At 63.9% G+C, this 13,337-nt stretch carries 10 protein-coding genes; 6 read left to right on the forward strand and 4 right to left on the reverse strand.

Translation table 11 applies throughout. From position 1 onward, the window contains the following. Window positions 1-230 precede the first annotated feature (230 nt). Both NKJ90_RS10200 and NKJ90_RS10205 read left to right on the forward strand, forming a co-directional pair. A complete protein-coding gene (locus NKJ90_RS10200) occupies window positions 231-1,280 on the forward strand; it encodes a LacI family DNA-binding transcriptional regulator (protein WP_023760077.1) in 1,050 nt (349 codons plus the stop codon). A 94-nt stretch (window positions 1,281-1,374) separates the two neighbouring features. Then, window positions 1,375-1,584, forward strand: a complete 210-nt coding sequence (locus tag NKJ90_RS10205; protein ID WP_023760078.1) for a hypothetical protein — start codon at window positions 1,375-1,377, stop codon at window positions 1,582-1,584. Between the two features lie 50 nt (window positions 1,585-1,634). Here NKJ90_RS10205 and NKJ90_RS10210 read toward each other — a convergent pair whose 3' ends face one another. Beyond that, window positions 1,635-2,861 (reverse strand): FAD-dependent oxidoreductase, encoded by a 1,227-nt coding sequence (locus tag NKJ90_RS10210; RefSeq protein WP_023760079.1) that lies wholly within the window; start codon window positions 2,859-2,861, stop codon window positions 1,635-1,637. A gap of 116 nt (window positions 2,862-2,977) precedes the next feature. Next, the gene (locus NKJ90_RS10215; RefSeq protein WP_023760080.1) at window positions 2,978-4,474 is read right to left on the reverse strand and encodes a glucosamine inositolphosphorylceramide transferase family protein; all 1,497 of its coding nucleotides are present in this window, start codon (window positions 4,472-4,474) and stop codon (window positions 2,978-2,980) included. A 227-nt stretch (window positions 4,475-4,701) separates the two neighbouring features. Here NKJ90_RS10215 and NKJ90_RS10220 point away from each other — a divergent pair, with 227 nt between their 5' ends. Continuing rightward, on the forward strand, window positions 4,702-6,795 hold the full coding sequence (locus NKJ90_RS10220) for a GumC family protein (RefSeq protein WP_031260448.1): 2,094 nt from the start codon (window positions 4,702-4,704) through the stop codon (window positions 6,793-6,795). Between the two features lies 1 nt (window position 6,796). Further along, complete coding sequence (locus NKJ90_RS10225; protein WP_352486082.1) at window positions 6,797-8,152, forward strand: VpsF family polysaccharide biosynthesis protein; 1,356 nt, start codon at window positions 6,797-6,799, stop codon at window positions 8,150-8,152. On the opposite strand, the gene NKJ90_RS10230 is transcribed toward NKJ90_RS10225, so the two are convergent. Continuing rightward, the gene (locus NKJ90_RS10230) at window positions 8,115-9,377 is read right to left on the reverse strand and encodes a glycoside hydrolase family 5 protein (RefSeq protein ID WP_023760083.1); all 1,263 of its coding nucleotides are present in this window, start codon (window positions 9,375-9,377) and stop codon (window positions 8,115-8,117) included. The genes NKJ90_RS10225 and NKJ90_RS10230 overlap by 38 nt on opposite strands. Then, the gene (locus NKJ90_RS10235) at window positions 9,374-10,543 is read right to left on the reverse strand and encodes a DUF1972 domain-containing protein (protein ID WP_031260451.1); all 1,170 of its coding nucleotides are present in this window, start codon (window positions 10,541-10,543) and stop codon (window positions 9,374-9,376) included. Before NKJ90_RS10235 ends, NKJ90_RS10230 begins: the two co-directional genes overlap by 4 nt. A 315-nt stretch (window positions 10,544-10,858) precedes the next feature. On the opposite strand from NKJ90_RS10235, the gene NKJ90_RS10240 reads away from it, so the two are divergent. Together NKJ90_RS10240 and NKJ90_RS10245 are read left to right on the forward strand one after the other, a co-directional pair. Beyond that, the gene (locus tag NKJ90_RS10240) at window positions 10,859-12,028 is read left to right on the forward strand and encodes a glycosyltransferase (protein WP_023760085.1); all 1,170 of its coding nucleotides are present in this window, start codon (window positions 10,859-10,861) and stop codon (window positions 12,026-12,028) included. After that, entirely contained in the window at window positions 12,025-13,332 is a 1,308-nt protein-coding gene (locus NKJ90_RS10245) for a lipopolysaccharide biosynthesis protein (RefSeq protein WP_031260453.1), read from the forward strand. The genes NKJ90_RS10240 and NKJ90_RS10245 overlap by 4 nt, the downstream gene beginning before the upstream one ends. The last annotated feature ends 5 nt before the right edge of the window (window positions 13,333-13,337 follow it).

Genomic DNA, 13,337 nt, shown 5'->3' on the forward strand with positions numbered 1-13,337 from the left:
GCCAGTTGCGGCGATGTGAATATGAGGTCGAGCGTGCGTGGCTCCGGCGCGCTGATGACCAGCGGCAAGGCATTGTTTGACATGACGATTCCTCCCGGCGATGATCTGGATCGCGCCTCTCTCGGGGGGAGTGTTACCTTGGATTAAACGATTTACAACCACGAAAAATCGATTTACTCCTATTGCAGCGGGCGAGAAATGCGTTTGCCCCCGCCTCGGGAAAAGAACCAATGGCGCATAGGCAGGCCCAGCAGCGGCGTCCGTCGATCCACGACGTGGCAAGCCGCGCCGGCGTGTCGGCCGCCACCGTCTCCAAGGTCATGGCCGGCGTCACCACGGTGAAGCCAGAGAATGCGCAGCGCGTCATCGATGCCGTCGAGCTGTTGGGCTACCGCATCGATCCGCTTGCCTCCGACCTGCGCCGGGCCAAGCGCCGCATCATTGGCGCGATCATGCCAGAGTTCGAAAGCGAGTTCTTCGGCCAGATGGTCACGCAGCTCGAGAGCTTCGCCGAGCAGCGCGGCTATACGCTGGTGGCGGCATCGAGCCGCGAATCCGAGGCGCGCGAAACCGAGATCCTGGCCCGCATGCATGACTGGCGGGTGGCCGGCGTGGTGCTGGCGCCGGTGCGCAACGAACATGGTCCGGCTGCCGCATTCATGAAGGCCAACGGCATGACCGGCGTGCTGATCGACCGCGTGCTGTCCGACGACGCCTTTGACACCGTGTCGGCCGACAGTGCGTCCGCTAGCGCTGAGGTCGCGCGCGAGCTGATCGGCAAGGACCATCGCCACATCCTGGTCGTCGGTCTGAGCGAACAGGCGGCGACGGGGCGCGCCCGCCTAGAGGGCTTTCGCGCCGCTGCACGGGCACTGGCGCCGGATGTTCGCATCGACGTCGTGCTTGCCGAAGCCGATGTCGAAACACTGCGGGCGCAATTGCGCGACTATTTTGCAAAAGGCGAACGGCCGACGGCGGTCTATTCGCTGTTCCTCAAGGGCACGCTGGTGGCGCTGTCCGAATTTCGCCGCCGCGGCTGGCACTGCCCCGACGACATTTCGCTGGTCGGCTTCGACGACGCCGAATGGATGCAGGTGACATGGCCGGCTATCGCCGCCGTGGTGCAGCCGGTGCGCCAGATCGCCGGCCACGCCATGGAGGCGCTGTTTGCCAGGATCGCGGGCGGGGAGGAGCCGCCGATCGCGCGGCTCGAACCTTGCAAGGTCTTGATGCGGGAATCCGTTGGCTCGCCAAGCTTGTCACAGCCAAAACCGACCTGAGCGGGGCCGCGCGGCCGGGTTTCGATGTCGGGAACGGACTTCAGTCTTGTTCGTTGAAGTGGCAATTCGAGTCAGCAGAACGAAGGAGAGAGCCATGGTCAGCGAAGCCGACCGCGATCCACTGCATCATACCCAGAAGATGCAGGCACGCCTGCAGGACACCATAGATCACCTTCGCGAGGACATCGGCAAGGTCGACGAGCCCAAATTCAAGGCGATGTTCGAAACCGCGGCAGAAGTCCTCGGCGGCCTGAAAAAGGCCTTCAGTGACTACGAACAAAAGAATGAGGCCGCCTGGCGCTGACTAACCGCTGGATGCTGTCGAGCTGTTTCAGCCTGGCGCTCACGGGTACTCTAGATGTTGTCGAGCGGAGGCAGGACGTCCAATCTAGGCTCCTCCGGAATAGCCTCAAGTGCCCGCTTCGGCGATAAATGTCTGATCTTGCGGCCAACTATCATCAGTCGGCGGGCAGTGTTGTTGCGCAGCCGGCGGATACGCCATCCCAATCCGGCCTCGGTGGAGATTGCCTTGGCGTAGAGGCTGGAGCGCATGGCGGTCGCGTCGGCGGCTATCTTGATCGGGTCGTCGTAGAACGTACAGATCTTGTCGACGCCCATGCCGGGCGTTTCCAGCCAAGCGGGGATGTGGGTCGACAGGCGATCGACATCGGTAGCCACCCGGCGGATGCCGTCACCTTGCGCCGGGCATGTGGTGGAGAACGCGTCGCCGATGAAGACGACGCCACTCCGGCGGTGGCCACTGGTGGTCGTCAGGCTGACCTGTCTCAATTCGACCGGGCTGGCGAGGGCGAAGTTGCCGCATTGCGCTGATATCTCGGGCATCAATTGCAGAAGCATTTGTTGCGGATCCGCGCGAAACGCTTGCGTCCACGCCTCGGCAACGGTCCGGTAGACAAACATGTTTGCCCGCATCCGGTTGCCGATCCGGAAGACGGTAAGAAAGGCAATGCGATGCCCAATGCGCCTGGGATAGAAGGTGAGGGAACGAGAACCGAATTCCTGCGGAGAGATCGCCAGATCGAATCCGATCGATAGCGAATGCGCCTTCGAATTCTCAACGCGCTCCACCCCGATGGCGCGGCGCACCGCTTCGCTGTAACCGGTGGCAACAACCAGCAGCCTGGCGTCGATGACGGTGCCGTTGGTGAGCACAAGGCGCTGCCGGTCCGGCCCAGTCGAGACCTCGGCGACCTTGCCCACAGTGAGCGGCACTTCAGGCGGCAGGGCCTCGCGCAGGCCGTTTACCAGTGGGCCGTAGGAGAACCCGAATTCCGAGTCCTGCTTGCGATTGAAGAACTGTCCGAGCCGGAAGACATGGATGTCGGTCGTCGGAGTGACAAGGGGCCTGATGACGGGACCGAGGCCGATCTTGTCGAATAATTGCATCTGTACCAAGCGGGTTTTCTCGGCCCGGAACTCGTCGTGATGGACGCGGTGCGGATCGATCAACGCCACCTTGCGCCCGGCCTTGCCCAGCACGGTTGCCAAAGTGGCGCCGGCCAGCCCGGCGCCAACGATCGCCACTTCGACTTCGGTTTGGCCAGCCTCTGCGGTACTCATTTCGCTGCCCTTTCCGGTAGCAACTTCAAGATTACAATACGTTAGAAAGATATCTTCCGGACCCGAATCAACCTCAAGCAACCGAAGCGCGTGTCTGGTAGTAACCAATGTTTAGGTTAATAGCGGACCCGTCGTTTCCAGCGTGGTGCGATCGCCGAACCATCGATGAATTCAAACCCGCCCGCCTCGTTGAGTGTGTGAAGTTTGCGCCCACTCCATAGCGCACCTGGATTTAAGATGGTTTCAACGACCTGCTCCATGCCGATCAAATCAAGGTGAGAAACGCGTGCGATGCCGAGAGCCGCGCCATAGCTCCTGCGGCAGTCCTGAACCGGGCGCAGCAGGTCGTTGCCCCGCTTGACCATGCGGCCGGCCGGCCGCGCCGAGGCGATGTCGATCAGCACGGGATTGTTCGGATGCGGCGTCCAGGGACCGCGAAAATCCGGCGCCGACCATAGATGCAGCGCGTCGGAGAAGGCGCCCCCGCTATCCCTGACGGTGGCGAACATCCACCAGGCGCCGCCATGCTCGACCAGGGTGGCGTCGCTGGCGACGACACCCGATAGAAGCGTCGCCTCCTTGACCCATCCGCCGGGAAAGGCGGTGGCCCGGTAAAGATCGACCGTGCCGTTGGCGCAGCTTTCCGGGATCATCCAGACCTCGCCGTCACGTTCGAAGACGAAGGGGTAGGAGAGATGGTAGGGCAGGTCGAGCACCGGTTCAGGGTGTCCGATCGGGCCGGCCGGACCGAAGGGCACGGCGGAGATGATGGCGCGGCCCAGCCGGTGGATATAGTCCTCGACGAACAGGGTCAGCTTGCCTTTGTAGAGGATCGGGAACGGGTCGGCATAGAAGCGGCTGCCGTCGTCCGGCAGCTCTCGCCAGCCCGATGCCGGATGCGCGCGCAGATCGAACAGATCGCGGCCGTTGGTTTGCCGCCAGCCGACCTTCCAGTGCGGCGCGTTGTAGCAAAGGTGGTAGATCTTCTGGACGATGCGCCGCGCCAGCGCCTTGCCGGCTCTTACGCCAAGCTTGCCGGCCGAGGGCATTGGCGGGGGATTGGGTTGCGCCGGCTCGGGCAGATCAGGCACGGATTTTGCCGTGCCTGTCATTGCAGCGACGATCAGGCTGACGGTGCGCGCCAGCATGTCCTGGAAGGAAGCGAGCGCGATGCCGCCATATTCGGTTCCCAGGCGCCCGGCGGCAATTGCAACGCCGTTCTCTTCGATACGGGCAAGCGGCGTGCGGCCGGCGAGGATCAAGGCCAGCAAAGCCGCTTCGCCGCTGGCGCGATCATAGGTGACGCGCCAGACCCGCACGCCATCCAACTCGACATCGCCGCAGAGGTCGACAACCAGATCGGGCGAAGCGGGCGCCTGCGTCCGGTAGGGAGCGAGTGCCGAAAACGGCACACGCTTCGCCAGCCCATCATGGGACAGCCCGTGTATCGCCGTTTCGAGTTGAAACAGCGCCGCGGCGCTGCGCGGGATGCCGCCGCCCGCAGGCTTGGCGTCGACGGACAGTTCGACATCGTCAAGCGCTGCGAGGCGTTCCAGCAATGCGATGTGAAAGGCGCGGACGCAGTCGCCGTCCAGGCGCAGGCTTACCTGCATGTTGGTGGCCCGACAAGGTTGCCGATCCGATCAAACTGTAGCCCCATCCAGTACATCTCCGCTCGCCGCGTAGCCAACACCCAGGTATGTATATTTTTAAGCAAACCGCGTGCCAAAATTCACATGACCTCTCAACATAATTAACAATCTTTTAACAGTTGGAGGAATAGCTAGCTTAGCGCCGCAATCTGAGCTTGCGGACTGATAGAGTATTGTCGGAGGCAGCCATGCAATCATCCCTGCCCATGGTTCCTCAGCAAAGCTCTCCGGATGCGGGACGGTCCGCGGGATCTTATGCGGCTTCGACTGTCGAACTCGGCGATCTGAAGCGCATCCTGGTGCGCCGCCGGTTCTGGATTTTCGGCACCGTCGCGCTGCTGACGCTGGTAGCTCTGCTCTACGGCCTTCTCACGCCAGCGCTTTATAGCTCGGCGGCGGAAATCCTCATCGATCCGCAGGACCTGCAGGTCATCACCAACGACGTCAATCCGAGCCGCATCTCACCCGACGGAGGCATCACGCAGGTCGAGAGCCAGGTCAGCGTGGTCCAGTCGACAGGCGTGCTGATGCGGGCGATCGCGGCGACGAACCTGACGCAGGATCCCGAATTCAACGGGCAGGGCTTGCTGTCGGGCCTGCTCGGTTCGGGATCGGCCGAAGGCGACAGGTCGGCGCAGACGCTCGACGCGCTACGCCGACGCCTGGCGGTGAAGCGGGCCGACAAGGTGCTGGTCCTCGACGTCATCGTCACCGCCAAGAGCGCCGACAAGGCCGCCCTTCTGGCCAATGCCATCGCCCAGGCCTATCTGGTCGACAAGGCCAGCGCGCGAGCGCAAATGGCCAAGGACGCTTCCGTGTCCATCACCGCGCGGCTGGACGAGCAGCGCAAACGCGTCCAGCAAGCCGAAAACGCCGTCGAGGCCTACAAGTCGGCCAACAATATGGTGATGGCGGCAGGCAATCTGGTCAGCGACCAGGAGCTGACCGAGATCAACACGCAGCTTTCGGCGGCGCAGAGCCGCACGGCGGCGCTGAAGGCGCAGGTCGACCAGATGCGCCGCAAGAGCGGTACGGCGGACGCAACCTCGGAAGCGATGCGCTCGGCGGTGATCTCGAGCCTGCGGGCGCAAGAGGCGACGTTGGTCGACCAGGTCTCGCAGCTCGGCACCGAACTGGGGCCGCGTCATCCCTCGCTGATCGCAGCCCAGCAGCAGCTGCGCGACACGCGCCAGCTCATTGCGCGCGAACTCGGCCGCATCGCCACCGCCACAGAGACCGACTACGAACGGGCGCTGGCCAACCAGCAGGCGCTGGAAGCCAAGGTCGCCGGTATGAAGAGCAAGTCGCTCGACACCGACCAGGCCTCCGTGCGGCTGCGCGAACTGCAGCGCGATCTCGAGGCGGTGCGGTCCGTCTATGCGAACTATCTCCAGCGCGCGCAGGAGACACGCGAGCAGATCAATGTCGACAGCACAAATGCGCGCATCATCTCCAATGCCATCCCGGCCCTGAAGAAGAGCTGGCCGCCTTTCTCGCTGCTGTTGTTCGGCGCGATCTTCGGCGGCCTAGGGCTCGGCACCGGTCTGGCGCTGATCGCCGAATATGCCTCTCCGACGGTGCTTTCCAGCGCCCAGATGCAGTCGGCCATCGAGGCGCCGGTGCTGGGCGTGGTGCCGGCAAAGTCAGGCCGTCGCAGGTGGCCGTTCGGCGGGAGTGCGGCCGTCTCCAGCCAGAAGACCGATGCCGTCGTCGGCCTCGCGCTGAGACGCATGTTCAGTTCGGGCCAGCGGCCGCCGGACTGGCCGCTGGTACCATCCATCCTGGTGACATCGTCGCCGGGCGAAGGCGCCCAGCGCAGCCGGGTGGCGCGATTGCTGGCCAATGTCGCGGCATCCAGGGGCAGCCGCGTGCTGTTCATCGATGCCAATGGCAGCGGCGGCCAGAAGGATCCGCAGCCGGGAGTCCTCGACGTTCTGCGCGGCGAGTATGCGTTCGAGGCCGTCAGTCACTACGCGGCCGGCAGCAACGTTGCGGTGCTCGGCAGGGGCCGTTCAAAGGCGGCCTTCCAGGAAGCGCATGGCATCTACTACGCGCAGCAAATGCTGGCCCACGCCAGCCGCAGCTTTGAGCTCGTCGTCATCGACGGCGGCGCGCTGGCCGACAATCTCAATGCCTCGCCGCTGGTTGCCATGGTCGACGAGATCGTGCTCGTCGCCACTCTGAACGCCACGCCGATGCGCGACGTTACCGCGACGTCGCAGGCCGTTTCCGTCATGGGGCGGTTGCCAACGGCCGCCTTGCTGGTCGACGAGGCGGCCTGACATGGCCACCCCTTGGGCCACCCCTTGGGCCACCAGTTGGAGCGGAAGCGCTTCGAACCATGGTGCTGCAGCGCGACGCGCCGGCACATCGGTCGATGCGCTGACGCGCTTCGGGCTGATCGCAGCGGTGGCGGTGCTGTTTGGCGTCTCGGGCGGCATGCTGTGGCTGGTGGGCTACAATTACGACGGCCTGTTCGGCAACCCGGCGACCAAGATCCACCCGTCCACCTATCTCATCGTGCTCTTGCTTGCCTGGCGCTCCTGCACATCAGGCAATCCGGTCGGCTATATCGTCCATATCGCCGACAGGCGGCCGGCCAGCGCGCTGATGGCCGCCATCTCGATCCTGCTGCTGTTCGTCGTCATCGCCAGGCAGCGTCCTGGCATGGCCGGCATGATCGATACGTTCGTGGCCGCGGCACTTCTGGTGCTGATACTCAGCGAGGACGACGAACGAACATTCGCCGGGCTGCAGACCGTCATTCACGTGGTCATGACGGCGAATGCGTTGCTTGCCCTTTTCGAGTTCGCGACCAAGACGCTGCTTTTCCCCTATCGCCTCGACGGCGTGGCGTTTACCACCGATCTGCGCTCGAGCGCGCTGCAGGGTCATCCGCTTGCCAATGCCATGGTGACAGCGATCTACGTGCTTGCGCTGCTCTCCGGCGCCAGATCCCTATCTATGCCTGTGCGGATAGGGTTGATCGGCCTCCAATGCGCGGCACTCGTCGCCTTCGGAGGCCGCACGGCTATGGTGACGACGATCGTGCTCGGCGGCTTCTATCTGTTTTTTCAGGGCATCACCAAATTGCGCCGGGGCCGCGTCAACCTGCTGGGTGCAGCACTGGGCTTCATGCTTGCCGCGCTGTTGCCGGTCGTCATCGTCGTGGCGGCATATTATGGCTTTTTCGACGCGCTGCTGGAGCGCTTCGTGTCGGACAGCGGCAGCGCCAATGCCCGCGTCGAGATGTTCGAGCTCTTCAAGTATCTGGAATGGCGCGACCTGATCGTTGGGCCGGATGTCGAACTGGTCGACAGCCTGCGCCGCATCAACGGTCTCGAACAGGGCATCGAGAACCCGATCATCCGCACGATCGTCTACCAGGGCGCCTTCTTCACCCTTTTGCTGACGTTTGGCTTCGTGCTGTTCTTGTTTGAGGTGGCGCGGCGCTGCCATCCCGGCATCTGGCTGCCGATGCTGGGCTGGATCATCCTGATCAACACCTCGGAAAGCGTCGCCTCGAAGACGACGCTGCTGACGAAGTTCGTGGTGCTGGCTTTGGTGCTGTACCGGCCGGCAAAGGCGATGGTGAGACCGGTCAGTCCGCCGGCATGGCCAAGCCAAGCGCCGCGATGATATCAGGGTCCAGCGCCCGCGTGGTGTCATCCATCATCCCCATGCCGTCGAAGAGATCCCAGAACGCCCAGCCAAAACCGAACGCCTCGGCGCTCTGCCTGACGTCGGCGATGTAGCGTGCCCGGTCCGGATTGGGTGCGGCGACATAGCGGGCGTCGGTGCGCAGCGCGCCGAACTCGCCCATGACGATGCGTTCCGGCGCTAGACCGTGGCCGTCGGCCCAGGCGCGAACCTCGCCAAGATATTTGTCGACGAACCAGCGGTCGGGACGGGCGTCGAAATAGACTTTCAGTACCCGCTCGGTTTCGGCATAGGCGGCCTGCTTGGCGTCTTCAGGGGTTTCGGTGTCCTGCGCCATGCGCGCCCTGACGGACACCAGCGTCTGTTCCAACGAGCCGGCGGATGCCGGCCATGGCACATTGTTGAGCGACCGGTAGACGGGTTCGCGCATCCACGGCGCGCCTTGATGGCTGAACAGATAGGGCTCGTAGAAGTGGAAGGTGAACAGGATCGGCTCGAACCGTGACAGCGGCGCCGGATCGAGAGCGGTCAGTCCGCTCACCATCGAGCCGCAACCGCCGGTGACGACCAGCGGCAGGGTCGCTGCCGAAGACCTTGCCGCGGTCAGAAGAGCGAGTTGGATCTGCGACCAGACGTTCGACGCGCAGGCCTGCGTCGGCTCGTTGACCGGCTCGAGCGCTATCCTGCCGGGTTGGAGCCGCTCGAGCCTGCCAGCAAGCTCGCTCACCAGCCCGCGATAGAGATCGAAGGCGGGTGCCGCGGTGCTGGAGATCATGCGGTCGGGGTTCCAGTAATGGGTGGCGCCATTGGCCTGGACGTTGACGATGATGCCGAGATCGGCATCGAGCGTGGCGGTGACGGCCGCGTCGAGCATGTCCAGCAACTGACCGCGCGTGGCGGTGTCGGCGGCCAGGAAGGGACCGGGATCGACCGGCAAACGGATGAAATCGAGCCCGGTCCTGCGCAGCCGACCAAGGTCGTCTGGGGTCGGCACCGGCCGCTGCGACTGGAAGGGCGGCCAGTCATAGTCGGTCCGCGGTGCGGGAAATTCGCGCGTCAGGGAGAACCACGGCCAGGCGTTGACGCCGCGCCGGAACTGCGGCGCGTCGGCGGCGCGAGCGGTAGGTAGGATCGGGAGCGAGCCAAGGGCGGCCGCCGTGGACAGCGCCGTCCGCAGCACCCGCCGGCGCGACCAGCCTGTCATGCGGTGCCGGCTGATGCGCGATTGGTCGCGATGGCGTCTGGGGCCGTGACACCGAGAAGCCGATAGGCTTCATTTTCATAAGCAGTCAGGACATCGTCCCAGCGGAAGGCTTCGCGGGCGCGCGCCCTCGCTGCATTGCCGCAGTTGCGGACCAGATCGTCATCGTCCAGCGCCTGCTGCATCCGTTCGGCGCAACTGTCCTTGTCGGTGAAGTAGATTGCCGCGGCACCCGCGGTCCACCTGTTATACGGATTGTCGTGCGCGATCACCATGTTGCCTGCAGCCAGCGCCTCGACCAGCGACGGGTTGGTGCCGCCTACCGTGTGGCCGTGCAGATAGGCGCGTGCGTGGTACCTCAGCGCCTTGACGGTCGCTTGGTCGTAAATGGCGCCCGGCAGAACCACCGAGCCGTTCGCCGCCTTGCGGATGGCGACATGATAGGGGATGTCGTCGGACAGCGTTCCCAGCACCACCAGCTTCATGTCGCGCTTGGCGGAGCAAAAGGCTCCGACGATCGGCAGTATGTTGTTGTCTGGCTCGATGCGCGCGATCGAGACCAGATAGCGCCCGGGCTCCAGGCCGAGCGCACGGACCGGCGCTTCCGGTGCCGATGTTACCGGATCGGCGCCATAGGCGATGGTGGCGATGGCACTGCGTGGCCGGCGCGTCGCCAAGTGATCGGCGATGGCGGGATGATCGGCCACCAGCCGATGCGAGGCCCAAGCGCCGATCCACTCGTTGAGCCAGAACCAGGCGCGTGCCGCCATGCCCCATTTGGGGCGCCGCCACTCGATGCCGTCCATATTGGTGAAGATCTTGCGCCGCTTCAGCCTGAGCCAGGTCAGGAACATTGCGCCATTGTAGCCGAGTACGAGGCAGACGCCCTGCCGCCCGGCGGCGTCGCGGACGCATTGCCAGTCGAATTCCAAGGTCGCACGCGGCCCTTTGGAGGCAACCTGGATGTGGATGAGCTCGATGCCGCGCCAGGTTTCGCTGCGCACCCGCTGGTCGATCCGCTCGACCTCGTCCTGGCAATAGACGGCGACCTTCCAGCCTCGCGCGACAAGAAACAGTGCCAGTCTTTCGGCAAAGGTTTCAAAGCCGCCATGGGCCGCGGGTATGCCGCGGGTCCCCAGGATCAGAATAGCAGGCGTCTCTGGTTTCATGGCCGGCGGCACTTTCAGGTCGTCTTCTATACACTGGTAATTGCTGAATTTTTTGGAAACAGACGGCAACTTCCCTGCCGTGTCCCTGTTTCAGCATTCTTGGGGAACGATCATCGCGCGGGGTTGTAAAAAAAACGTGTTGAACCCGGTCGTTTCATTCTCGGTCAACCCTTCTGTGCGTAACTGTATCGAAACGAAGCAGTGCCAGGGTCGTGCAGCCGGTAGTCGGCCTACTCAGCCCGGCATGATTCTTGCGGCAATGCCTCTGCACATTATCGCCAGCGCGATGGTTGTAGCACCTGGCGGGAAACAAAGATGCGGATTGCCTGCGTTCATCAGGGCTATGAACTCTATGGTTCGGACCGCAGCTTCGCGGAGAGCGTTGCTGCGTTGCGCGCAGCGTTTCCGTCGGCCGACATCGAGGTGGTTCTGCCGCGCGGTGGGCCGATCGTGCAGATTTTGGAAGCCCATGCCAGCCGGATCGTCTTCGAACCGCTCTGGGTGCTGAGGCGCCAGGCCATTGCGCGCCTTGCGACGGTAGAGATGGCGCGATTGCCGGTTGCCGTGTTCAGGGCGTGGCGGCGTCTCAGGGATTGCGACCTGGTTTACGTCAACACCTCGATCGTCGCCGACTATGCGTTGGCCGCGCGCCTTCTCCCTCGCAAGGCCGTCCTGCATATCCATGAAATCCCCGAAGGCGCAATGCGCAGGATACTCGTCGGCCTGATGCACTGGAGCCATGCGGATCTGATCTTCAATTCGCGCGCAACGCGCGCCGCGTTCGGCAAACCCAAGGCCGCGCGAACGCACGTCATCTACAACGGTGTTGCCGGGCCGGCGGCGGTCGAACCGACGACCTATGATGGCAAGCGCCCGTTGCGCGTGCTGCTGCTCGGCCGCATCAACAGGATCAAGGGGCAGGAGGTGCTGCTGGAGGCGATTGCCTCGATGCCGCCGGCGCTGCAGGCGAGGATCGAAGTGCGGCTGGTCGGCGGAGCCTTTGAAAGCACCGAGCGCGAGCGCGCGTTGGCCGAACTGGTAGAGACCATGGATCTCACCGGGCGCGTCAGCGTCTTGCCTTTCGTGCCTGACCCTTCGGAGCACTACCGTTGGGCCGATATCGTCACCGTGCCGTCGCGGCGTCCGGAATCGCTGGGGCGCGTCGCCATCGAGGCGATGGCCTATGGCCGCCCGCCGCTGGTATCGGCGATCGGCGGGCTGGTAGAAGTGGTCAGCGACGGCGAGACCGGCTGGCACGTTCCGCCCGGCGACGCAGGAGCTCTTGCGGTGAAACTGCAGGAGATCATCCTGCGGCCGCAGGCCTGGCGTAGGTTTGTCGCCGCCGGGCGCGCGCGCTACGAGACGATCTTCAGCGAGCCGGTCGCCGCGGCCGCGATCGCCGCGATCGCCGCCGACAAGCTGAGAACGACCATGGCGAGGCTGGACCGGGCGCGGGCAGCCCGCGAAGCGGAGACGAGGCCGTGACGGTTGCGTTCCCGAGCCATCTGGTTCGACGGCTCGTGCTGATGATCGGCGGCGAGGCGATGCAGAGCGGCTTTCATTTTGCCCTCAACATCGCGCTCTTGCACTTGCTATCGGCGCAGGGCTACGGCCTCTTCGCCATTGCCATGGTGATGGGCGGCGTCGGCTTGTCCTACATCAGGTCGCTCACCGCCGTTCCCGCCAGCATCTGGATGAGCAAAAGCACGAACAGCGCCGGCGTCGACGCCCATGACGTGGCCTTCGGAACGGCGGCGCTGATCGTGGCGTTGCTGATGGCCGTCGGCACGGCAATCTTGATGCATCTGCTCGGCGATCCAAGCGGAATTGCCGCAGGCTGCTTCGTCGGCGCGTGGTCGCTGCGCAGCCATATGCGCACGGCATTCTTCGCGCGTCGCCAGCAGGTGGTCGTTTCCATCAGCGATGCGGCTTTTACGATGGTCGGCACCTTCCTGACCGGGCTGACGATCTGGCTGGCCCAAGAGCCGCTGCAGATGGTGTTCTATGCACTTGCCGTGGCAAATGTGTTCGGCATTTTCGTCCTGGTTCGGCTGGCTCGGCGCACACTTCGCGTCAGCTTCCGTATGCCGACGCGGCGACGTTATATCAGGCTCTGGCACCAGCTGCGCTGGTCGGCATTCAGCGCGACCACAACCAACATCCAGGGTCAATGTCTGGCGCTGCTGGTTGCGGGCATTGCCGGGCCTGCCGCCTACGCACCGCTGGCGGCGGTCCTGGTGCTGTTTGCGCCGCTGCGCATCATCAGTCTTGCTTTCGTAAACATGACGCAGCCAGAACTGGCGAGGCTGATGCGGAACCACGAAACAGGCCGTGTTTGGGCGCAGGCAAAGATCTGGGCGATCGTCATGGGGCTAGGCGGCCTGGTTTATGGGTGCGCGATCATGTTCGTCCTGCCGACGATAAAATCCCAGGCCCTCCAGGATGCCTCGGTCGGCTTCATCGGGTTTTTCGTGATCGCGAATTTTGTCCCGATCATGCTCTACATCATGCCCCGCATCGTGCTTGAGATACTCGGCGATTTCCGGATCGTTGCGTTCACCACGATGGGCGGTGCGGTCGTCGGGCTAGTACTGATCGCGATCCTGCTGGCGATTGCGTCTCCGCCATGGGCGTTGGTGGGTTCAGCCGTCTCCGAGACCTTCGTGCTCGCGGCATCATGGTATTTTGCGCATCACCGCATATGGAATCTCGAGCATCCAGATGAGGCGCGTTACAGCCGATTGGGTTCGTGGCGGCGGGCAGTCCCGTTCGCAACGGCAAAACGATAGGAGAA

The sequence above is a fragment of the Mesorhizobium sp. M0051 genome, from assembly GCF_040323235.1.
Classification (GTDB): domain Bacteria; phylum Pseudomonadota; class Alphaproteobacteria; order Rhizobiales; family Rhizobiaceae; genus Mesorhizobium.

Coding starts and splice junctions, on each gene's coding strand:
- NKJ90_RS10200 (WP_023760077.1), top strand. CDS start 231: ATGGCGCATAGGCAGGCCCAGCAGCGGCGTCCGTCGATCCACGACGTG.
- NKJ90_RS10205 (WP_023760078.1), top strand. CDS start 1,375: ATGGTCAGCGAAGCCGACCGCGATCCACTGCATCATACCCAGAAGATG.
- NKJ90_RS10210 (WP_023760079.1), bottom strand. CDS start 2,861: ATGAGTACCGCAGAGGCTGGCCAAACCGAAGTCGAAGTGGCGATCGTT.
- NKJ90_RS10215 (WP_023760080.1), bottom strand. CDS start 4,474: ATGCAGGTAAGCCTGCGCCTGGACGGCGACTGCGTCCGCGCCTTTCAC.
- NKJ90_RS10220 (WP_031260448.1), top strand. CDS start 4,702: ATGCAATCATCCCTGCCCATGGTTCCTCAGCAAAGCTCTCCGGATGCG.
- NKJ90_RS10225 (WP_352486082.1), top strand. CDS start 6,797: ATGGCCACCCCTTGGGCCACCCCTTGGGCCACCAGTTGGAGCGGAAGC.
- NKJ90_RS10230 (WP_023760083.1), bottom strand. CDS start 9,377: ATGACAGGCTGGTCGCGCCGGCGGGTGCTGCGGACGGCGCTGTCCACG.
- NKJ90_RS10235 (WP_031260451.1), bottom strand. CDS start 10,543: ATGAAACCAGAGACGCCTGCTATTCTGATCCTGGGGACCCGCGGCATA.
- NKJ90_RS10240 (WP_023760085.1), top strand. CDS start 10,859: ATGCGGATTGCCTGCGTTCATCAGGGCTATGAACTCTATGGTTCGGAC.